Genomic DNA, 21,903 nt, shown 5'->3' on the forward strand with positions numbered 1-21,903 from the left:
AGCGTCTGTCGTGCAACAAGGGCCCGAGAAAGTGTCGTCGCACCAATTCCGCTTCCTCCGGGGTCCAGTCCCGATACGATTTGTTTAAAATCTCCTTCGGATAGCCTGCGCCCGGTAGGTTCATGAGTGACAGTATCATCATCAGGGTTCCATTTCAAGTCTGCAAGGCGCACGTTCTCCAGCGGGGAAACGGGGGTGGAGTGCAAATATCTGACAAAATGGAAGTTTGCCCGGTGAACCAGAGTCTCTGCAAAGCGGAGCAACTTCGAGTGGTTTGTCAATGATTGCCTGACCCCATTTACCCTTCAGAAGCCGCATGCCTGTTTTGATTTCATTTTTTTAAGTCAAGCATGTGGCTCCATTCCTCCAGCAGGCCCACGCGCAAAGATTCATCCTGCAATCCCCACACAATCTTGCCGATTATTTCAGAATCCAGATAAAACTCAATTTCCACTCCATGCTCGATGGAGAACCGCTCCAGCATATGAACGAGTGCGGTCACTTCCTCGAATTGTGCTTTATCAAGTTCATATGGCAGGGGAGGTCCTTGGATCGCTGAATAAAGGTCCAAATATCCTGCCAGTTGGTTTGATTCATTAAAGTCGTCAGTCGCCGCGTCTCCATCCACGGGTGGTTTATTGCCCACAGGGTCCGAGCCAAAGAGAACTGGCGGTGAGATGATCCATCTACGCGATTGCGCCAAATGCTGAAGCGCACGCTCGAGTTTGAGTTTGAACATTTGAGGATCATTGGTAAGCGCAACAAATGAAAGCTGCTGAATGGGATGATCCTCACCGGAAGCACTGGAAACATTCATTTTTGTGGAGGCGGGGGGCGCAGGGGCAAGGTAATTGGCGGGGTAGGCGGGGGTGGATTTGTTGGATCTAGATATAAGGGAAGCTGCGAGCCTATACCCCCTGGATTGTATCGAAACCCTCTTGGTCTATGCGCATCAAGATGTCGAGAATATGGCAAAGGTGCATTTAGTGGCAAGCCTTGAACATGATGAATGGTGATAATTTGCCCCCTGAGCCCTGCATCTTCTGGATGATGCTGGATCCATGCGTCGTCTACAATAGGAACACGATTGTTTCGAATTGAATTACGATTGGCCGTGCTGAGAAGGTCCTGATAACCTAGAGAATCCCATAATTTCATTGTGTCCTTCCAGTCTTGCGGATTATTGCGTTTCACACCTCTGCGTGTGGTATTGCTTTTTTTCTTTTTTGCATCGCCCGGAGGCAGGCTTCCGGTGGTCGGATCGGCTTTATTCGTTGTGCCTAGCTGATCCTTATTGCCACTCTTAGATGGCTGCTCCGGGCTGGGGGGAGGAGGCGGTCGTGTTCCGCCGCCATTGCCGCCATTCATCGGCTGGAGTGGGGATGCGTCCTGGCCGGCGGGCACTGCGGCGGGTTCACCTGCGCCGCCTCCGCCTCCTGGCGGCTGCTCGCCGGAGGAGGGCCTTTGCAAAATGGCCCGCTCTGTTTCCAGCGCCTGGGCTTTGACCGGGTCCAGCCCTTGCGGCCGGTTCTGCTGCTCGGTTTCCAGGTTGGCCACTTGCACGTTGGCCTGCAATTTTTCAGCCTGGTCGAGCTCGTGCTGCTCCTCCGCACTCAGCGGCGCGTCTTTGGCCTTGGTCTTGAGGCGGTCGATGGTTTGGAGCGCTTTGCCACCATCCTTTTCCCAGGCTTCGCGTGCGGCCCTGGCTGTTTCAGTGGTATGTACTGGTATTCAATCCTGTGCAGAAGGCATCCGAGCGGTCGCCTGCTCGGGGATCTGCATGCCTTCCGCTCTTTCCAAGGCGACCTTTTCCTTGTGGTTCTGGCCTTTCGGAAGGGAAGCTGTGAGGATTTTTTATCGGTCGCTGACTGAGCGAGACGCAGACGGCTTCAAAGCCGCCTTGCGGGAGTGGCGCAGCAGTTCGTGCAAATGGGTGTCCAGATGGCTTTCGGGTGTGTCCTTCAAGTTGTTCCGCAGTTTCCTGAGCTGGCCTTTAAAGGCTTCCCACATGTCTCGCAGCACGCCGGGCTGCTTGAGCAGGTGGGGCGACTTTTCCGCCTGGTGGGCAAACCATTCGTGCGCCAGTGCGTTGCGGTCATCCTTGAGGTGCTGGTAGCCTTCCTGGCTGGCGATGCTGTCGAGTTCTTTCTGCGGAATGCGTTGCGTCAATCCCTCCCAATGTTTCTGGGCCTTGCTGTCCTTGGAGCCGAGGAGGGTTTGCAATCCATCGTGCCCCACACGCTCGTGGAGGATGACGCGGCTCAGCGCATCATGCGGTGTTTCACCATGCCGCATCTCCACATTGCCGGCGATGATGGCGCTGTGGCCGGTTTTCGGATCGTGGAAGCCTTCGGCGTTCTGCAGGCCAGCCAGATCTTCCTTCGAAAACGGGTGCTGCTTGGCGTAGTCGGAATTTAGGAGGTCTTCGACGCTGTGGAAGACGTGGGTCTTGTCGTGGAGAAGACCGGGGACACGTTGATTAAGCGTGTCCACAGTCTGCGCTGTCGCGCCAGCTAGCTGTTTTGAGTCGCTGCCGAAGTGGCCGGCGAGTTTGCGGCCGCTACCTCCGTCTCCGGTTCCTTTATTTGCTCCACCAGCATCGGCACCCTCGGGCTGCGAGTAAAAGAGTTGTTTGTTCTTTCCACGTAGTCTGAATAGCTCATCGCCAAGTACATCAGCTTCTCCTCGTCCTTGTCCACGAGATTCCTCATGCAACTGATGTCCCAAGCGACCGCCCCCAGGGGCTTCCACGAGTAACGCATGTCGTGCAATAAGGGCCCGAGAAAGTGTCGTCGTACCAATTCCGCTTCCTCCGGGGTCCAGTCCCGATACGATTTGTTTAAAATCTCCTTCGGATAGCCTGCGCCCGGTAGGTTCATGAGTGACAGTATCATCATCAGGGTTCCATTTCAAGTCTGCAAGGCGTACGTTCTCCAGCGCAGAAACGGGGGCGGGGTGCAAATATCTGACAAAATGGAAGTTTGCCCGGTGAACCAGAGCCTCTGCAAAGCGGAACAACTTCGATTGATATATCGATTTATTCGCACCCTGACCCCATTTACCCGGGAAAAAGCGGCATTCTCCTTCGTATTCATGTCGCATGACCCCATTTACTTGCCGTTACTCCACAATGACAGCGCGCACGAAGCTGCTGCCGGCGTATTCCCACGGATAGTTGCGCAAAAATTCCTCTCCATCCTTCGGAAAGTAAAGGCGTCCAATCCCGCAGATACCACTGTATTCCACCATTTCCTGCGTCTTGGGGTCGTCGCAGACGGCATGGCCGTTGTGGTCCAAAGTCCATGTGCAACAAAGTGTCCCGTGAGGATTTTTATGGTAACTTCGAATTTCTACTTTCATATCAAGAGTTGATTATTGGCCGATGTCGTGAAAGGGAACTGGATCAACGCGATGCTTCTCTGGTGGCAGGTGGGCGTTGATTTCATCCAGGGTGAAGTTGCCATACCTTCCCCGGGCCAGCAAGGCCTTGGCACGGGCGAGGAGGCCGTCGATGGCTTCTGGTTCCAGGTGATCTTTCAATGATTGCCTGAGTGACTTTTCATTGTCGAGCATTCGATGAAGGCGCTCTTGGTTAAGGGGAGAAATGGGCTGACCCTCACGCGGACCCAGAAAGCGCTTTTTCACGACTCCCGTGTTCGCTGGGAGGACGTGGCCATTGTCCACAAGGGAGACCCCCGCAATCCTGTTCCCGTTAAGATGCAGCATATAGTTGCCCTCATGTCGGTCACCGTGCATTAGGAGATCGTCCATAAGTTGCCAGTCATGAGCGGCGTCATCGGGGAGTTCTTTTGGAAAGCGGTTCTTAGCGTCGATCTTAACATTGTGAGGGGGCGAAATGGCGCTTCGTCCATCCACAACATTGTCGCCCCCCTTGAAAAGCTGCGCGGAACCGGGCTGTCCCTCGTGGGTGATCATGGTCGTGGCTGGCACGAGATCAATGCCCAGAATCTGGGCAATCTTTGAAGCAGCTACTTCACGATGGCCGGTGGTTTCAGGACTGATCCCTGCACGGATCTTCTTTTTCTCCTGACCGTCTCTGGGCTTGTGTACTACCTCCAGACCATCGTCTGCTTTCAGGTGATCAACTGCATTGACATGCTTTCCGCTAATCTCTTCTCCCTTTCGAAAAGATTTTTCGTCTGCAGCTTTTTGTATTCGTGTTCGTGTTGCATCCACCCCGGTTTCGGGATGCAGCAGCGGAGCTTCTCGGGCTTTTAGTTCAGCCTGCGCTTCCGCATCCCGTGGCTCCGCACGCTTGCGTTCGTACTTGTCTCGATGCTCTTGATGTCGTACCGGATCCACCGCTGCTGGGTCGAAAGCTGCCGGATCAGGCGACATTGGCTTTGGCGAAGGCGGCTTTGAAGGATCAGCCGGAGTGTCGAGCTTCTTTGTGGTGTCCAAAAAAACGTTTCCGTTTCTCCCTGAATCATCAGAGCGCAAAGTTCCACCACCCGGAGTCGGCCTTGCGAGGGTGGCCTGCGCTTCCGCAAGCTTTTGGGCTGTCTTGTCATGGATTTTTTCGCCACGTTTCTCCAATGCGGCTTTCTGTTCGAGGATATTGGCCTCTGTTTTCCTGGCCATCGTCTTCTCGGCGGTGTCCAGCTCTCGCTGCTGATCCGGAGTCAGCGGAACGTCCTGCGCCTTGAGCCTCTCAACGGTCTTTTGAGCTTGGCCGAATTCCTTAAACGTGGGCACGGGAGTATCCTTCTGGCCTGCGCCTGCAGGTGCTGCGTCTTGATCTTGAGGTCTGCTATTCTTCGACGGCTGCCCTTCGGAGGGAGACGGTGGTGGTGGCAGCGGCGGTGATTCCCCGCCGCCCTTGCCGCCATTTCCGGCGCCGCCATTCATCGGCTGGGGCGGGGATGCGTCCTGGCCGGCGGGCACTGCGGCGGGTTCACCTGCGCCGCCTCCGCCTCCTGGGGGCTGCTCGCCAGAGGCGGACTTCTGCAAAATGGCCCGCTCTGTTTCAAGCGCCTGGGCTTTGACCGGGTCCAGCCCTTGCGGCCGGTTCTGCTGCTCGGTTTCCAGGTTGGCCACTCGCACGTTGGCCTGCAATTTTTCAGCCTGGTTGAGCTCGTGCTGCTCCTCCGCACTCAGCGGCGCTTCTTTGGCCTTGGTCTTGAGGCGGTCGATGGTTTGGAGCGCTTTGCCACCATCCTTTTCCCAGGCTTCGCGTGCGGCCCTTGCTGTTTTAGTGGTATGTACTGGTATTCCATCCTGTGCAGAAGGCGTGCGAGCCGCCGCTTGCTCGGGGATCTGCATGCCTCCTTGCTCAAGCTTATGACGTTCCTCAAAGGTCTGGCCACCCGGAGGATCCGCTTTGCCGTTGGGGCCGTAATTTGCGCCAGGGGAGACATTGTTTGCCCCTGATTGGTTCTGGAGCTTGTCCTTGACCTTCTGGCCGGCAAATCCCGCACCATGCTGCAGCGGCTTGAGGCCGAGGGAGGTGGCGTAATCTGCGATGACGGCCTTCTTGTGATCCTCAAAATCGGCGTCGGGGTTTTCGATGGTATTTTGTGCCACGGTACCGCCGATGTCTGCGGCCACTCCGGCACCCCGGCGGACCCATTTTCCCACACGGCCGCCTTTGGTGGCGCTGCCCATGCCGGGCACGAAATGGCCCACGACGGCGCCGTTCGCGCCTTTCATGTCCTCGCTCCAGTCGGAGCCAGTGGCATTGTTGAGGACGCGGACGATCGGGTCGTTTTTGAGGCTGTTTTCCTGCTCCTCCTCCGTCTGCGCGCGCTGCGGGGTTTTCTTGAGGTTGTGCTTCAGCTCATCCCAGCGCTCTTCATTGCCGGTGCGGATGTAGTCCAGAATCTTGGCGCGGTTCTCCGGGTGGGCGAGCGTGTAGTCCTGCGTGTGGGAGAGGTGCTTTTTTCCCTCGGGCGTGGTGGGGTCGGCAGGGCCCTGAACTGCGTCAAACCATTGCTGGCGCTGCGGATTGAAACTGGCGGAGAGTGCGTCGATCCACTTCTCCTGCTCCTCGCCCGGGGCCAGGGGGAAGTTGCCGTTGCGGATGTCCTGATGGATGGCCGCGAGGGCGTCGTCGATCTTTTTCTCCGCGGTGGGCTGGGCGAGGCGCTGCGCGGTGTCCTTGGCATTCCGCGCCTGGAAGGCGCTCTGCGCCGCCATGTTGCCGGCGGGCCAGCGCGGATTGCCCTCTCCATCGAAGAAGGAAAGGTCTGCGGCAGCGGCCACATGGGTGGTGGCTTCGCTTTTGGCGGCTTCTTTGACCATGTCCACGCCTTCACCGGCGGTGTCCTTCAGGGTCTTGAGCTCGGCCACGCGGTCGCGCAGCTGCTGGGCGGTCTCGCGGAACTTGCGATGGTCCTCACCCGAGAAGCCCGGCTGGGAGGAGAGCTGCGCGTAATGCTCCTGCAGCAGTGTGTCCACGGCGGCCTCGCGCTCTGCGTGGGGCAGATTCCGGATGTCGGAGTGCTGGTCCAGCGTCTCGTAGTCCTCGCGCGTCCACGTGCCGGTGGGAATGTGCGCGGCACCACCGCCCTGAAGGGGAATGCGCAGCAGGCCCGCGGGGCCGTCCTTCGGTTCGCGACCGGGGGAGACAGCGCCGGGCTTGCCCCATTCGGGATTACCTCCAGGGATCTCGCCGAGCGCGCGGCGCCGGAGCTCTTCCATGCGTTCGGGTGTGGTCAGCAGGTTGTTCTCCGCACGCCCGCTGGTTTGATCGAAGTATTGGTTGATGGCATAGGCGCGCTGCTCCGGCGTGCCCGAATGCAGCCATGAGCCCATGTCCTTGTTCTGCGGCTGAAGCCCCCAGTCATTCAGTGCCTCCGAAGCGCCGTGAAGTGTGGCGTTGTGCTCCAGCACATGGTTGAAGTGGCCATTGAGCGCCAGCGCCTGCTGAAAGGAAATCCGGCCTGCCTCCATCTGCTGCCTGATGCCCGCCGGGGAGAGGCCCAGCTTGTCCAGCGCGGCGGCCCGCTCCTCCGGGGTGCGGGCGGTGCTGGACGCCTGCTGTCCTGCCTGGCTGAGCGCGCCGAACTCCTCCGTCGTCGCGCGCCGGCCATTGCCAAAGTAAACGGGCAGCCCATCGCTGGCGCGCGGCTTTGCCCCCGGGCGTCCAGGAGGCACGGCGATGTTTTGCAGCATCTGCCGCGTGTCCTCGCTGAGAGTGCCACCCGGTGCCTGCACGGTGAGCGAGTGCTGCTTTGGGTCATAGGTGGCGGTGGGCGTGCCACTGGCATTGCCTTTCGAGCGCAGGTCAAACGTGCCGTCTGGCTGGGGGTGCAGTTGGACGTGATTCACATCCGCAATGCCCATGCTTTTCATGAAGAGTTCGCGTGCGGCGACGGCATCCGATCCTTTGGCCTTGACGCCGCTGCCAGGGGTGCCGCCGGTCGCGGCATCCAGCAGGCTCATGGGGGTGCCGGGAGCGGCCTTGCTGAGCTTTTCCTGAAGCTGGCTCGCGACTTCAGAGGGTGGCGGCAGTGCGTTGGCCGCTGTGGAGGCTCCTGGTTGCGGGGCAGGGGGCGCGCTCTGGCTCTGGCCCTGCGGCGTTGGAGCTGGCTGCGCTGGAGAAGACTGCCCTTTCTGCCCTGGAGGTGGCGCAGCGGCCTGCGCCACCGCGTTTGTCGCTGCAGATGCTACCTGCTGATTTGCGGGAGGCGGGTTTGCCTGTGGTCTCACGGCCGCGCGCACTGCCGCGTTCACTCCCGTGGAGGCTGTCTGCTGGTTGGTAGGAGCCGCGCTGTTCTGCGGCACCACTGCAGGCTGCGCTGCCGGTGCCCGTTGATTTAAAAGGTCGCCGCCAGCGGGCAGGCTCTGCGGGTCGGCGGCGTCCAGACGGTGGAAGAGGCTGGCATTGGTCGCTGAATTCTTGCCTGGGAAATCCGGCGCCTGCCCTTCGCCGTGACGTTTGACCAGGGCTGCCTGCTGGGCAAAAGATGCCAGGGTAGGGGAGCCGGTGCGCTGAAAAAGGGTGGTGGTTTGTGGTGTTGCGCTGCCTGGAAAATCCAGCGGCTGCCCCTCGCCCGTGGCTTCGCCGTGACGTTTGACCAGGGCTGCCTGCCGGGCAAAAGATTCCAAAGTGGGGGAGCCCGTGCGCTGAAATAGGGTGGTAGGTTGTGGTATTGGGTTGCCTGAAGAAGCAGCAGCGGCACTCTGCTGGCCGCCCGAGCGGGCGCGGTGGCGGTCGAGCATTTCCTCCAGCGAGAAAGACGGCGCGGCGGCCTGCGGCTCGTACGACCGCACGGAGCGCAGCGGCACCGGCGCGGCCTGCGCAGCTTGCGGCTTTGGCTCCGACTGCGGCAGCGGCATCTTCAGCGGCGGCCTCACCGTTGCGGCGGCAGGACCGAGCGGCTGGCTGCGCGGCAGAGTCGCATTCGGCTGCACCAGATTTATCCGCTGCTGATTCTGCTCCTGCGGCAGCGGAGCCTGAGGCTGAGGCTGAGGGATCGCAGGTTTCGGCGGTGGCGGTGGCTGGGGAAGCTGAGGCTGCGCGATGCCAGGGGGAAGCTTGCGCGGCGGGGCACCGAGAGCAGGCGGGGCGGTCTCGGAGGCGCGCTGGTGGGCGGCGCTCTTCTGCCGGAGGATCATCTGGGCGATGGCGGAGGGCGGTGGACGGCGGGGGCGAAGGTAGGAAGACATGGCGGATGCGTGGCCGCAGCGCGGCGGTGGCACCTTCCGAGTTCTTCACAGCGTCCGGTTCTGGCTTTCACGTCTTGGGCCGAGGCGGAGGAACGCAACCGAAAAAACCAGTGAATACCATTTCATGCTATAATAGTCCGCGGTCGGCCTGCGGTGAAAAAAACGCGGGCCGTACACCTGCACGCCCCATGACCACAAAAAAATCGGCGCAATCGCATGCGCCGGGAAAGAGAGAAGAGATGAAACAAGCGCTTTTGATTCAGCGCCGCCCGCAAGGAGGCGTGGGATGCCTCGCAGCTCCGGCATGCCTTTGGCGCATTTCACCAGGGAATGCTTTTTTTAAACTCGAATTCGGTCTCATCCTTCGAGCGTTTGAAATAAGGTTTCAGCCAGGGAGCCAGCCACTTGGGCGGTTTTGGGGCACTGGCTGCCGGGGCTGCGGCCTCGTCCCAATGGACCGAGTTTCGCTGCATCGCCCCAGGGCCCGCTGCGGAATCCGGCCCGGAAGCGGTGGCAAAAGCGGGCGCTTCACGCCTCGGCTGCGCGCCGTCTTCGTGCAGGGGATTCCCCCCGCCTGAGTTCACAAGGGCGTCGAAAGCCGTCCCACGTAGGCCGGCGGGGCGGCGTAGGGCGGGGGAAAAGGATGGAGAGTGGTCAGGGTGCTTCATGCAGCATCCCTTGGGCCCCTTTCCGTGAGTGCAAATGATTTCCGGCTATTTTGTGGTAGGATGTGCTGCGGCAGGCGTTTCGCCCCGCCCTCTGCGGATTGCCGCTGCCGGCGCAGCCTGCTTCACACCTCCGTCTTCTTCCGGGTCAGCTCATCCACCAGCCGCTGCGCGGCCCGGGTTTCTGCATGATCTTTTCCGAGCGTTTTGAGCATCCCTGCCAGCGCACGCTGCGCACTCCCGGCGCGCGCGGACCGCGCATTCTTTCCCAGCACTCATCCAGAGCTTCCTTGGTTGTGGCGGGCTGGATGTCGTGGGTCGAGTCTGTCTTGACTCCCGCGCCGAGATCCAGGCCAAAACGATCGCTGCCGGGGTTCCGTGGGGGTTCATGAAAACACACCCTGGTCGGTTTTGCGGGCGCAAATGATCTCATGCTCCAGTATATTATAGCGTGGTATTCCCATCGCGTTTCGGAGGTCGCTTGGCACATCAGCGTGTGACGCACTCCGCGCCGGCACATGCCCCGGGTTGTCGCCCGCCAGACCGGAGCAAAATGCAGCCGCGTCCCTGGCACCTCCTCGCATTTCAATTCGTCAGGCGCGTCACCTGCTCGCGTGACTTCTCGGTGTCAGGATGCTCTTTGCCCAGCACCTTCAGCCTGCCTTCGTAGGCACGCTGAGCGCAGGTCCGCGCTTCCGGCATCTGGCGATTGTTTGCCAGACTCCATGCCATCAAGTAACGGGCGCTCAGAGTCACCGGGTGTTCCGCGCCCAGCACCCGCTCCATCGCGGCCAGCACAGACTGGAATTCCTGCACCGCCGCCTGCGTCCGGCCCAGGCTGTTCAGCACATCGGCGCGGGCAGACCTGCTTCTCAGCGTGGAGGCATCGTCCGGCCCGGGCACGCGTGAGCGGATGGCGATCACGCTGGCCAGCTCTTTTTCCGCCTCCTCATATTTCCCTTCTGCATTGAGCACGACAGCCAGGCTGTTGCGGCTCTCCAGGGAGTCCTTGTGTTCGGCGCCCACCACCCGCACCTGGTCGGCCAGCACGCCCCGCAGAAGCGCCTCCGCCTCCGCAAGCTTCTCCTTCTGTGCCAGCAGCACCGCCAGATTGTGCCGGGCCATCAGCGTCTCTTTCGCCCTGGCGCCTTGCAGCCGTTCGTAAATGTCCAGCAGCACGCGGTGTTCCCGCTCGGCTTCATCCAGTTTTCCCAAGTCGCCCAGGGCATCCGCATAAGCCCCGCGCACGACCAGTGTCATGTCATCATCCGGCCCCAGAACCCGTGTCATGACAGGGATCAGGCTGAGGCATTCCTTTTCCACCTCCGCCTTCCTGCGCGCCTGCCACATGGCATAGACCAGAATGCCGCGGTACTGCAGAGTTCGCGGGTCCTCCGCGCCCAGCACGCGCTGCAGCACCGGCAGCAGGGCCTGCGCCCTGGCCTCGGCGTCGGCGTTGTGGTCACGTTTGAGCAGCGCCACCACCCACTGCATTCTGGCCAGCAAAGTCTCTCGGTTCTCAGCCCCCAGCGCCTGGGTCCGTGCCTCCACCAGCGTCCGCAGCGCCTTCTCGGCCTCGTCGTACCTGCCCGCCTCTCGCAGCGCCACGGCAGAGTCGTACGCTTTCTCGCTGATGTCCGCCGCACCACGGCAGGTTCCAAGGAAAAGCAGAAAGACGGCGGAGAGAATCTTCATGGGAGCAGGGGGCTGGATGCTCAAAGATGAAGGCAGGCATGCAGGCGGCAAGCCAAATGTGGCGCCGCCGGGGCCCCTCCCGCACCCACGCCGGAGGCCGCAAAGCATGGGCGGCTGCCGGATAGTGCGCCGGTCATGCCGGAGGGCGCCCCATCAAAGGTGTCACCTATTTTCCGAAGATCTTTTCCCAGGGAACTGACCCCTCGAGCGAGCCTCCCTCAATTTTGCCGTGCTTGAAATCCAGCTTAGGTTTGACCGGGAGCTCCCGGCCGCCCTTTTCAGGCGCTGGAACGGCGTTTTTAGCGCCGCCAGCACGTTCCATCTGCCGTCTTTCCTCCTCTGTGGGAGCACGGCGAATGGTGTTGGTGTCATCCATGGCGGGAGGGGCGTATTTGGGGATGCTCAGAATGTCTCCATCCACGCCTTTCCATCGTGGGTCATGCGGTTCCATCTGAGAAGCCAGAGATCCTCTCGGAGCCTGAGGCTGACCCGCCGGAGGTGTTGTTCTCATCCCGCCAGCCGGGTTCTCCTGTCTCATCTGCCCGCCCAGCCCCTGCATTTCTTGGGAGGTGGGATCCGGCTTTTTGTCCTCTGAAGCCCGCATGTGGTGGTGGTGGTGGTGCCGCGCGCGGGCGGGAAGGCGTTTGCCATTGGGGGCACGTGGAGTGAGGAAGAGGCTGCCGGGGGTGTAGTGCGGGTTCATGAAAACACACCTTGGGTCCGTTTTTGCGGTCGCAAATGATTTCATGCTTTTTAATGACTGAACATACCACGAATCCGCCGCCACCGCTTCGTCTGGTGGCCGCCCATCTTTGCCCGCTCATCACCTCGGCGTCCTGCGCTTCGAACCTCAAGACCCAAGCCTCACGTCACGCCTTCGTTTCCGACTTCGTCAGCGCATTCACCAGTTGATTGGACTTCTGCGTGTCTGAGTTGTCCCTGCCCAGCGCCTTCAGGCGTCCGGCATAGGCGCGCTGGGCGTAATTCAGGGCTTCCTTGTTCTTCTTCTGCCGGGCCAGGCAGATGGCCAGATGGTGGCAGCTTGTCAGTGTCTGCGGGTGCTCCGCGCCCAGGGCGCGCTCGGAGAGGGCCAGCACCTGGCGGCACTCCTTTTCCGCCTCCTCGTTTTTCTTCAGCCGCACCAGCAGGTCCGCCAGCGTGAGGCGCGAGTCCAGGGTCTCCTCCGCCTCCGGCCCGAGGGCGCGGGTCTGCATGGCGACGAGGCTGCGGCACTCCTTCTCCGCCCCCGCATCATCCTCCAGCTCCATTAGCGTGGAGATGATCGTCAGCTGAAGGTCCATGACCCTGCGGTGGTCCTGGCCGTGGGTCGTGATGATGCCGGGCAGCTGCCGGCGCAGCTGCTCCGCCACTTCCGCGCCCCGGTCCACGCTCTTGCGCAGCTCCAGCAGCAGCGAGAGCGGCACCGTGGTGTACAGGTCCTGCGCGCCGAAGACGCGCACGGCTATGTCCACCACCTCGCTGAGTTCCTTGTCCGCCTCGGCATTCTTGTCCTGATTGCTCAGTACGCTGGAAAGCTGCATGCGCTGCGTCAAAGTGTCCTTGGACTCCGCTCCGAACACTCTGGTATAAAGTGGCAGCACCTCGCGGTATTCCTTTTCCGCCTCCGCCTCCCGGTCCGTTTTAGCGAGCAGCTGCGCCAGATGGGAGCGGGACTCCAGCGTTGCCCTGGCCTCCGGCCCCAGCACGCGGGTCTCCGCCGCGATCACGCTGCGGCACTCCTTCTCCGCCTCCGCGTGTTTCTTCTGTGCCGTCAGCGCGGCGATGAAGACCTCCTGCATTTTCAGCACCTCGCTGTGGTCCTGGCCATACGTCTTGATGAAGGCGGGCAGGTGCTTGCGCAACAGCGTCTCCACCTCCGCATCCCGGTACATCGACTGAAGAGATTCCATCGTCGTCGCCACATCCTCCAGCGGCGATTCATCCTCGGAGCCCTTGGGACGGCCACGTGCGGCCAGCTCCAGCACCTGATCAAACTCCTTCTCCGCCTCGGCATCTTTTTTCTGCTCGATCAGCAGGAAGGCGAGAGACGTGCGCTCTCTCTGGGCGGCCGGGGACTCCGCGCCAAACACCCGGGCATAGAGAGGCAGCAGCTCGCGGTAGGCCGCTTCAGCCTCCGCGAATTTTCCCGCGCTCCTCAGGATGTAGGCCTGAGTTCTGCGCAGGCTCAAAGCAGACGCGTTCTCCGGCCCGAGCAGTTGGGTGTGCAGGGCCAGCACCCGGCCGCACAGTTCTTCCGCCACGGCATGCTTCTTCGCGCTGCTCAGGTCTCCGATGAAATCACGCAGGCGGGACAGGGCGGGGGACCTCTCGTCTTCCGGCTTCAGCACACGCTCGCAGAGCAGCAGCAGCCGGCGGTATTCCGCCTCGGCCTCCGCCCATTTCTTCTGCTCGCTCAGCGTGCGCACCAGAGTGCCGCGTGTTGCTAGAGCAAGCCTGCTCTCCTCCCCGAGCATCTTGATCTGGAGCGCGAGAAGCGCGCGGTATTCCGCCTCGGCCTCCGACCATTGGCTCTGATGCACCAGGGCATAGGCCAGACGCCCGCGTGTTTCCAAAATGTCCTCGTTTTCCGGCCCGAGCACCTTCATCTGGCGCGGCAGCAGGCTGCGGCACACCTCCACCACCTCCGCATCCTTCTGCTGCGCGGCGAGGGCTTCCATGAGCAGGGTCTGGCAGGCCACCGTGTCCTTGCTCTCAGCGCCGAAGATCTTGATGTGGAGCGGCAGCAGGCTGCGGCACTCCTCCGCCACCTCCGCGTCCTTTTGCTGGGCGTTCAGGGCGCTGATGAGATAATAGTGGCACTCCAGCGTGTCCCTGCTCCCGGCTCCCAGCACCTCGGCGTACAGCGGGATCACGCTGCGGCACAGCGCCTCCACTTCTGCGGATCTGGCCTGGGCAGACAAGGCCTGGAGGAGCAGGCGCTGGCAGCGCAGCGTTTCCTTGTCCTTCGCACCCAGCGCCTTCGTGCGTGCCGCCACCAGCGCCAGCGCCGCCTTCTCCGCCTCGGCATGCCTGCCCGCATTGAGCAGCGCCTCCGCCGCAGCGAAGGCTTCATCCTCAGCCGCGCCTGCCGTGCTCTTCTGCCCCGCCTTCTCCTGGCCGCTCTTCTCCGCACGCGCGGTCTCCCCCATGACAGTTGAGAGCAGCAGGGCAAAGGAAAGCGCAGAGCGCAGAAGTGGCTTCATGGTGGTCAGGGGCGGTGGTGCCTTGAATAAAGGAGCTGCCGAAGGCATGGCAAGCGGTGAAGTGCGGGCGCGGCGCAGGACTCCCTCCCTCCGGCTTTTCTCACTCTTTCATCCTCTTCTTCAGCCCATCTGCCAGAGTCTGCGCGATCTTCGTTGACGGATCTTCCTTGCCACGAAGCCTGAGGCTGCCCTCGTAGGCGCGCTGCGCGTACTTCAGCGCCTCCTCGTACTTCTCCTGCTGCTTCAGGCACTCCGCCAGTATCAGACAGTCGAAAATGACGTCCGGATGCTCGGCGCCGTTCAGCCGCTCGTTCACAGCCAGCACGGCACGCAGTTCCTTTTCAGCGTCATCGTGCTTGCCCAGCCAGGAAACCATGTTGGCCAGATTGGCCCTGGCCCTCAGCGTGTCCGGATGATCGAGCCCCAGTGTTCGTGTCAGGATGGTCAGCGTGCGCTGAGTCAACTCCAGTGCTTCGTCATACTTGTCCTCTTCGTACATCAGTCCTGCCAAAGCCATGATGCTGGTCAGGGTGCCCGGATGTTCAGGGCCGAGCACCCGCGTGCGGGTGGCCACCAGCCCGCGCAGCATGGACTCGGCCTCCTCACGCTTGTTCTGCATGCACAGCACTTGCGCCAGATTTTGACGATGCAGCAAAGCCTCCGCGGAATCAACGCCGTAAAGTCTCTCATCAATCCCCAGCACTGAGCGCAGCTCCTTTTCGCCATCTTCCACCTTCCCCTCTTCCAGCAGCACCACCGCCAGGCCTTCACGCGCGCGCAGGGTGTCTTTGTCCTCCGGACCCAGCACACGGGTGTCCGTGGCGATCAGGCTGCGCTGCTCCAGTTCTGCCTCCTTAAATTTTCCCATCGCCATCCTGGCGGAAATGAGTTCATGCTGGCCGGCCAGCGTCTCGCGGGCTTCCGCGCCAAAGATGCGCTGCAGCACCGGCTGCAATTCCTCCGCCTGCTTTTCTGCCGCGGCATCTTTGCCCACGGCCACCAGCACTCGCACCCACGTCGTTCTGGCCTTCAATGTCTCCCGCGCCTCCGCGCCCTGCGCCCGCGTGAGTGCCGCCACCAGTGATTCGGCCGCCTGCTCCGCCTCGGCATACTTGCCCGCTTTCATCAGGTCCGAAATGGCTTCTGTGCCCTGTTTGCCGGCGTCAGGCGCCGCGGCTGCGCCGAGTGTCAAACAGAGCAAAAGAAAGGCGGGCAGCATCTTCATGATGGGGAAGGGGTGGCTTCCCAAAAATGAAGAGGCATGCTCCTTTAGGCAAGGGTTATTGAGAGTTGCGCAATAGGGTGACAGAAAACCGAATCGCAGAACAAGGCTCAAAATGCCCTGGGCATGGGCTCCTGGAAGGAGCAGAGATATTAGCCGGTGGTGAAGCGAAACCGCGAAGCGGTGCAGCGTGAACCACCGGACCGGAGCAGCGCGCCGCATCCCGTGAAGGTCGCATGCCGGAGGTATGCGAGAAGCCTCCTGACACCCAGCGTGGACGTGGAGACGTGGAGTCTGCGCACAGCTCTCGCATGCCTTTAGCATGCGGCCCTGGGTCAAAGCCAAAGTTCAACTTTCACCTGTTCCGGTGGTTCTCGCTCGCCAAGCCTCGCTTCACCACCGGCTGTCTTCCTGGCTCCGTCCAGGAGCAGCTGCAAAGCCGCACTGGAAACAGTTTAGCCACTCAGCGCCGAAGGACGTCACCCTGTTACGCAAGACTCAATAAGCAGGATCTGGGATGCGAGTCCATGCGATGCTTCAGGATCAAGGCCCTTAAAACTCCTTTTTAAAGTTGAACTTCGGTACAATCTTGGTCTTTTCGCCCGGCTTGGTCGGCTCCACCTCAGGTTCGATGTGCAGCCTGATACCGCCGGGAAGCGGAATCCCGCCTTCCGGTTTCTTGTCCGGGAAAAAGTCCTCCGGGGAGTGTCTTTCGATGATTTTGTTGATTCGCTCCTCATCCGTGGGCGGAGGGAGCAGCACACCTGCGCCGGGCACGGCCGGAGGAACGTATGCCGGATTGCGAACAATGTCTTTGTCTGCCGGAGTCCATTTTGGGGGGCTGGGCGCAGTCGGAGGCTTCTTGTCCTCCGAGCCGCGCATGTGATGCCGCGCGCGGGCGGAGAGGCGTTTGCCATTGGGCGCGCGTGGAGTGAGGAAGAGGCTGCCGGGTGTGTAGGAGTGGTTCATGAAAGCACTCCTTGGGTCCGAATTTCAGGACGCAAATGATTTCATGCTATTTTGTGGTAGTCACTGCTCTGGCCCGGTTCCAAGCCCTCTCTCAGCCGGAAGGCCGGTGCCGACGTGTTTGGCAACAGGCCTGCCTGCTTGCCCGCCCGCGCTCAGTTAAGCTCAGTTCACGGCGCCTCCATCTTCTCAATGACGGCTGCCTTGCGCAGATTCTGGATTTCCTGCGCCACAATCTGGCGCGCCTTTTCGATTTCGGCCATGGATTGCAAGGCCTCCTTCAAAGCATCAAAGTCTGGCACCAGCATGTCCTTGAGGTCAGTCAGACGCACGATCACCCAGGCCCCCGGCTGCTCGATGAGGCCGCTCACTTCGCCCTTCTTCATCTTCGCCACCACCGGGTACAAATCTTCAGCGAGATCGTTCAGATACATCCAGCCCCAGTCACCGCCGTTTTGGGCGTAACTGTCCTGGCTGAAGGCACGCGCGATCGCGGTAAAGTCCGCGCCTTCGAGGATCCTCTTGCGCAGCCCCTCCGCCACACTCCGGGCATCCGGAGTGGGCTTGCGCACCATCACCGTCTGGATCTTCACCTCTGACGGCCTGGTGAGCCCTTGCTTCTCTTTCTCATAGTAGGCCCGCACCTCCTCATCCGTGACGCGGCTTTTCTCTCCGATGGTTCTCCGGTTCATCATGACAAGCTTGATCTTGCGTTCAGTCTCGGCACGGAACTCGGACAAGGTCACGCCGTCTCTCTCAAGCGAGGCCATGAAGGCATCGCGGTCTCCTTTGAAAGAGGTCTTGATCACATCGGTCACATCCTCGTCCACCCATTCCGGCTTGATGACGCCGCCGAGGCGCTTGAACTCGTTGAGCAGCAGCTGCTGATCGATGACCGTGTCCAGCACGGTGCGCTTCATGGCGGCGATCTCTTCCTCCCGCTTGCCCGGTTCAGCCGGGTGGTCCAGGAGGATCTTCGCCTCCTGCTTGCGGATTTCCGCCCGAAGATCCGCCGGCATGATCGGCACGCCATCGACCGTGGCCACCGGCCGCTCTTCCGCCAGCGCCAGGGTGGAGAAAAGCCAAAGAAGGCAGGCAAGGGCGCGCATCGCGCCGTGAGAAAGCTGAGGTTTCATGAGTGAAAAGAGGCGTTTGCAGCAGCACGCTAGCGGCGTGCCGTCCCACAGGAAAGCGTCAACACGCGAAGCCTGGCGTCCGCCACGATGATGCCAGTCCTTCATGCTATTTTGTGGTAGTCAATGCTCTGGCCCGGTTCCAAGCCCTCTCTCAGCCGGAAGACCGGTGCCGACGTGTTTGGCAACAGGACTGCCTGACCGCCCGCGCTCAGTTCAGCTCACGGCGCCTCCATCGTCTCAATGACGGCTGCCTTGCGCAGCTTCTGGATTTCCTGCGCCACAATCTGGCGCGCCTTCCATCTCGGCCCGGGATTGCAAGGCCTCCTTTATCGAGAGTTGCACAATAGACTGACGTGGCACTTGATTAAGTTGGGTTATCGTAAGCTTTGCCTCCAGGTTTCAGCACCAAAGGTGCGGCCTAGCGTAGCTCAGGGCAAACGAGCCTTGGCGAGCGCCGCCCTGGGTTGAGAACCAGCAGCAGGGCAGCAAAGCCAGCGCCTTCCTCATGCACCGCGTCCCCCAGCAGCGTACTCCCGCCACGCCGAAGCAGGCAGCATAGGTCGCCGCCACACGCCGCGGTGGGCATTGCCGTCCCCCTCACTTGAGGCCCCATCCTAGGAAGCTCCAACCTTGGGCGGGTTCGAACGGAAAACTCCAAAACCGGTTGCCAAGCCAGTTTGCATTGGTTTATTTATAATAATTATGGAAGTTTCGGATGAATCAATCAAATCGCAGGAAAATGCCGCTGCCAGTGGCTCCTCAAGCACGCAAGCTCGGCGCACTCCGTGGCTGGCTGCGTGCGTGCTGGCGATCGCTGCGCTGCTGCTGCAATTGCCCAATGCGGTGGCCGCTGTTTATCCCAAGGTGAGTCTGGCGGACTGGGCCGACTTTTCTTCCGGGGTTTTCCTGCTCTTTCTGCCGTTCCTCTGCGGGATGAAGCTGCGGCCCTGGTTGATTTGTTGCGCCGTCCTGCTGCCTTTGATGCCTCTGGTAACGCTTTATTACTGGTCCACTGAGAAGATGCCCGCTGTCTGGAGCCTGCTCGCACTCTATGAAACGGACAGCAGCGAAATGGCGCGTTTTGGCGTGGAACTCTCCACGCTGGCGCTGACCACGCCCCTGTTGCTCTGGGTCTATTGGAAAGTCGTCCGTCATTCCCGCCATATCGAGCCCGGCTGGAAGTTTCGTGGCTGCACCGCGGCGATCCTCCTGGCTCCCATTCCGGTTCTTGTCATGACGGGAGACACTGCCGCCAATGCCACCTTGGGATCCTTTGTCCGCCAGGCCAATCTTTATCCAGTCAACGTCATCATGGCTTTCCAGAGGGCGCGAACCATTCAGTCCTGTTATGCTGACCGCGATGCCATCAATGCAAGCATCGAAGTCAAGCCCGCGCCTCCCTTGAGTGCCCCGAACGCCCGTGAGATTCACGTCCTGGTCATTGGAGAGTCGGCACGGTTTGACGCCTTTCAGATCAATGGAGCGAAGCGCGCCACCACGCCGCGTCTGGCAGCCCTTCCGGATTTGCACAGCTTCCAGCAAGTCACGGCTCCCGCGTGCATGACCGGCCTCAGTGTGCCCGCCCTGATCACCCCCGCCGTTGCAACCAACATTTCCGAAGCTTCAGGCATGATCAGCATTGCGGGGGTCTATCGCAAAGCCGGCTACCGCACCTGGTGGCTGTCCAGCCAGAGGAAGCATGGCCTCATCGATCTGCGTTGTTCCATCTTCTCCCGCGATGCCGATCAGTCGCGCTTCATCAGTGGAAAGCTCACCGAGCAGGCCACTGACTTTCGCTCCGCGCATGATGGCGAACTGCTCCCGCTGGTCGATGCCGCTCTTTCCAGCGATGACAAACGTGTTTTCATCGTCCTGCACACCATGGGAAGCCATTGCCTGTACATGGACCGCTACCCCAGAGACTTTGAGACATTCCCTGTCAATCGTGAGGCTTGCGTCAAAACCTTCATGCACGGGATGATCCCCATTCCTTACATGAATGTGGACACCGCAGAGTCCCGGCAGCAGCTCGCAAACGCCTATGACAATACAGTCTTGTACACGGACTGGTTCCTTTCAGAACTCATCAGCCGTCTCAAGGCGGAGCCAGATGCCCTGACCACGCTTACCTATGTCTCCGACCATGGGGAGACGTCTGAAAATGCCGTCATGATGCCATTCAGCCACGGCGTCATTGCCTCGTCCACGATCCATGTGCCGATGCTGGTCTGGACTTCACCCGCTTTCAAAAAAGAACGTCCGGAAAAAGACGCCGCGCTCAGGCAGCATGTGAATACGCCCTTTTGCAGCGACACGACTTTTCATACGGTGATTGACCTCGCGGGCCTCGAATGCGAACTGTTGAAGCCCGCCCAGAGCGCAGCCAGCATGACCTTCAATCCTGCTCCGAGGCTGCTGGTGGATCTCAATGGCCGGGACGTCATCGACTACGACAAACAGGTTCTTCCCGAAGAAGCCAAGCGTCAGGGCTGGCACCCGCGCAAATCCCAGGCATCTCGCTGATAGGGCGCGCTATGCTTTTGGCCGTGCCGGCGATCACCATGACGCGGAAGCTTGTCTCGAGACAGCCGTTGATATCGCCTCACTTCGCCGGTGCGGGCGGACGGGGTTGTTCATGTTCAAAGTGCGCCAGGCGCTTGACCAGCGTCGTTCCTCCACTCCCGGCCGCGCCAGCACCCGTGGCGAAGAGATCCTGCGTCCCGGCAAACAGCAGATGGTCATCATTCAGCAGCGCCACGTGGCCCACTTCCTTTCCCTGCGCATCCGTCCAGATGCAGTGCAGGCTTGTAATATCAAAGGGGCCGGGGGCTTCATCGTTGCTGCAAATGCCAAGATAGCCGGTCTTCTCCGTGAGGAAGATCTTCTTTAGCGCCAGCAGCGCGGCCGGGTCTGACGCGGCGATGTCCACATCGTGGGTGGTGTCCGTCTCCACGTCCGTGTGGTAGCCCTTGATCCTGCACGTCGCCGCTTTCAAAAAGAGGCCCTGCACCAGATCCTGGTAGTCCGGCTTCGCGGGCCTTTTAAAGGAGCGCGGCAGTGCGAAGCGGGCCGCGTGTGTGAGGAGCGTGATGTTACGCTGTACACTGCCCGGAAAGTGGGTGATCTGGAAAATGTCATGCGTGGGGGTGAACTCCAGCCTGTCTTCATTGATCAATGAGACGCCGCCCAGCTCCTTTCCCTGCGCATCCTTCCAGATGAAATGCAGGCGGGACGGGCGCGTGATGTGGGTGGGGTCTCCGTTGCTGCGCTCCTTGTAGCGCGGTTTCTCAAAGAGAAAGATCTCCTTCAGGGCCAGCAGCGCGGCGGAGTCTGAGGCCGTGAAGTTCACATCATACGGAAGGATCTTTCCGATCGCATAGCTGCCCTCGATGCTGCAGGAGGCGGCCTTGGAGAAGAGGTCCTGGATCATGGCTTGGTAGTCCGATGGCGGCGGCGTGAAGATCCCGGGATCGACCAGACGTGTGATGCTCAACCACAGGGTGATGTTTGTGCCAGAACGTCCGGCTGAGTGGGGGGCGAAATAAAGGCGGCCATTCAGACCGATCAGGTGTCTGTCCACCAGCGCCGCACTGGCCAGCGGAGCACCCTGGGCGTCCAGCCAGGTAAACTTATAGACGCTGTTCCCGTTGGAAAGGTCCTGGTCAGGCGTGGGCGCTTCGGCGGCGGGCACCTCATAGCTAAAGACGGCTTTTTCATGCAGGAAGATCCGCTTCAGCTCCAGCAGCCCCGCAAGATCCGGCGTGGTGTAGTCGATCATGTGGGGGCCTTCCCGTGACATGTTGTGGTATCCCGTTATTTTGCATGAAGCCGCCTTCGCAAAGAACCCGCTGACCATGCGGCGGAAGTTGGGTGTATCAGCGGGTGTGTCGAATACCAGGTCGTTGGCAAACATCGCCGCATGCCTGAGGAACGTGAGATTTTTCTCTCCCGTCATGGGACTGAGGCTGAAGAGCAGGCTGTCATTGATGAGGAGCCTGTCTCCCTCCAGCAGCGCGGCGTGGCCCAGCTCCTTTTGCTCCACATCCACCCAGGTGAAGTTCAGCCTGCTGGAAAAATACTCTCCCAGGTGCGGAGGAATGTCTCTGCCGAGATAGCGCGGCTTCTCGGCAAGAAACAGATCCTCCAGCTCTTTCCGGAACGCAGCCTCCGTCTCGATGCATTCGATGTTGTGACGGATCCCCTCCACCACATGGCCGGTGATCTTGACGACGTCCGCCTTTTGAAAAAGAGCCTTGATCACAGCCGGGTAGTCCGGCGCAGGCGCGTCATCCGCAGCGCGCATCGCTGCGGCGGGCAGCAGGAGCACGGCCACGAGCCATGCGAAGAGGGACGGGCAAAGTGGGGGCTTCATGGTCAGTATGAGG

Annotated in this window: 14 protein-coding genes; 2 read left to right on the forward strand and 12 right to left on the reverse strand. The window is 60.8% G+C overall.

From position 1 onward, the window contains the following. Positions 1 to 331: 331 nt before the first annotated feature. Positions 332 to 817: a hypothetical protein gene (locus ACILSO_RS29595; RefSeq protein WP_395741104.1), complete on the reverse strand. Its 486-nt coding sequence runs from the start codon at positions 815 to 817 to the stop codon at positions 332 to 334. Continuing rightward, positions 814 to 1,368 carry a hypothetical protein gene (locus tag ACILSO_RS29600; RefSeq protein ID WP_395741177.1) on the reverse strand — a complete coding sequence of 185 codons (555 nt, stop codon included), beginning with the start codon at positions 1,366 to 1,368 and terminating at the stop codon, positions 814 to 816. Before ACILSO_RS29600 ends, ACILSO_RS29595 begins: the two co-directional genes overlap by 4 nt. 96 nt (positions 1,369 to 1,464) lie before the next feature. Here ACILSO_RS29600 and ACILSO_RS29605 point away from each other — a divergent pair, with 96 nt between their 5' ends. Next, entirely contained in the window at positions 1,465 to 1,872 is a 408-nt protein-coding gene (locus tag ACILSO_RS29605; protein WP_395741178.1) for a hypothetical protein, read from the forward strand. Here ACILSO_RS29605 and ACILSO_RS29610 read toward each other — a convergent pair. From ACILSO_RS29610 to ACILSO_RS29650, 9 genes are all read right to left on the reverse strand, one after another. Beyond that, on the reverse strand, positions 1,855 to 3,102 hold the full coding sequence (locus ACILSO_RS29610) for a hypothetical protein (protein WP_395741105.1): 1,248 nt from the start codon (positions 3,100 to 3,102) through the stop codon (positions 1,855 to 1,857). The genes ACILSO_RS29605 and ACILSO_RS29610 overlap by 18 nt on opposite strands. Positions 3,103 to 3,120: 18 nt before the next feature. After that, positions 3,121 to 3,297, reverse strand: coding sequence for a hypothetical protein (locus ACILSO_RS29615; protein WP_395741106.1), 177 nt, complete (start codon positions 3,295 to 3,297; stop codon positions 3,121 to 3,123). A 75-nt stretch (positions 3,298 to 3,372) separates the two neighbouring features. Beyond that, positions 3,373 to 8,631 (reverse strand): hypothetical protein, encoded by a 5,259-nt coding sequence (locus ACILSO_RS29620; RefSeq protein WP_395741107.1) that lies wholly within the window; start codon positions 8,629 to 8,631, stop codon positions 3,373 to 3,375. Between the two features lie 1,250 nt (positions 8,632 to 9,881). Continuing rightward, positions 9,882 to 10,991 carry a tetratricopeptide repeat protein gene (locus tag ACILSO_RS29625; protein WP_395741108.1) on the reverse strand — a complete coding sequence of 370 codons (1,110 nt, stop codon included), beginning with the start codon at positions 10,989 to 10,991 and terminating at the stop codon, positions 9,882 to 9,884. A gap of 166 nt (positions 10,992 to 11,157) precedes the next feature. Further along, on the reverse strand, positions 11,158 to 11,694 hold the full coding sequence (locus ACILSO_RS29630) for a hypothetical protein (RefSeq protein ID WP_395741109.1): 537 nt from the start codon (positions 11,692 to 11,694) through the stop codon (positions 11,158 to 11,160). A 166-nt stretch (positions 11,695 to 11,860) separates the two neighbouring features. Then, entirely contained in the window at positions 11,861 to 14,194 is a 2,334-nt protein-coding gene (locus ACILSO_RS29635; RefSeq protein WP_395741110.1) for a tetratricopeptide repeat protein, read from the reverse strand. Between the two features lie 100 nt (positions 14,195 to 14,294). After that, positions 14,295 to 15,419 (reverse strand): tetratricopeptide repeat protein, encoded by a 1,125-nt coding sequence (locus ACILSO_RS29640; protein WP_395741111.1) that lies wholly within the window; start codon positions 15,417 to 15,419, stop codon positions 14,295 to 14,297. 549 nt (positions 15,420 to 15,968) lie between these two features. Next, positions 15,969 to 16,385, reverse strand: coding sequence for a hypothetical protein (locus tag ACILSO_RS29645; protein WP_395741112.1), 417 nt, complete (start codon positions 16,383 to 16,385; stop codon positions 15,969 to 15,971). 167 nt (positions 16,386 to 16,552) lie between these two features. Next, a complete protein-coding gene (locus ACILSO_RS29650) occupies positions 16,553 to 17,518 on the reverse strand; it encodes a peptidylprolyl isomerase (protein ID WP_395741113.1) in 966 nt (321 codons plus the stop codon). Between the two features lie 630 nt (positions 17,519 to 18,148). Here ACILSO_RS29650 and ACILSO_RS29655 point away from each other — a divergent pair. Then, a complete protein-coding gene (locus tag ACILSO_RS29655; RefSeq protein ID WP_395741114.1) occupies positions 18,149 to 20,041 on the forward strand; it encodes a phosphoethanolamine transferase in 1,893 nt (630 codons plus the stop codon). Positions 20,042 to 20,120: 79 nt separating this feature from the next. Here the strand turns inward: ACILSO_RS29655 and ACILSO_RS29660 are convergent, their stop codons facing one another. Beyond that, a complete protein-coding gene (locus ACILSO_RS29660; protein WP_395741115.1) occupies positions 20,121 to 21,890 on the reverse strand; it encodes a hypothetical protein in 1,770 nt (589 codons plus the stop codon). Positions 21,891 to 21,903: the final 13 nt, after the last annotated feature.

It is taken from the genome of Prosthecobacter sp., assembly GCF_044226605.1.
Taxonomy (GTDB): Bacteria; Verrucomicrobiota; Verrucomicrobiia; order Verrucomicrobiales; family Verrucomicrobiaceae; genus Prosthecobacter.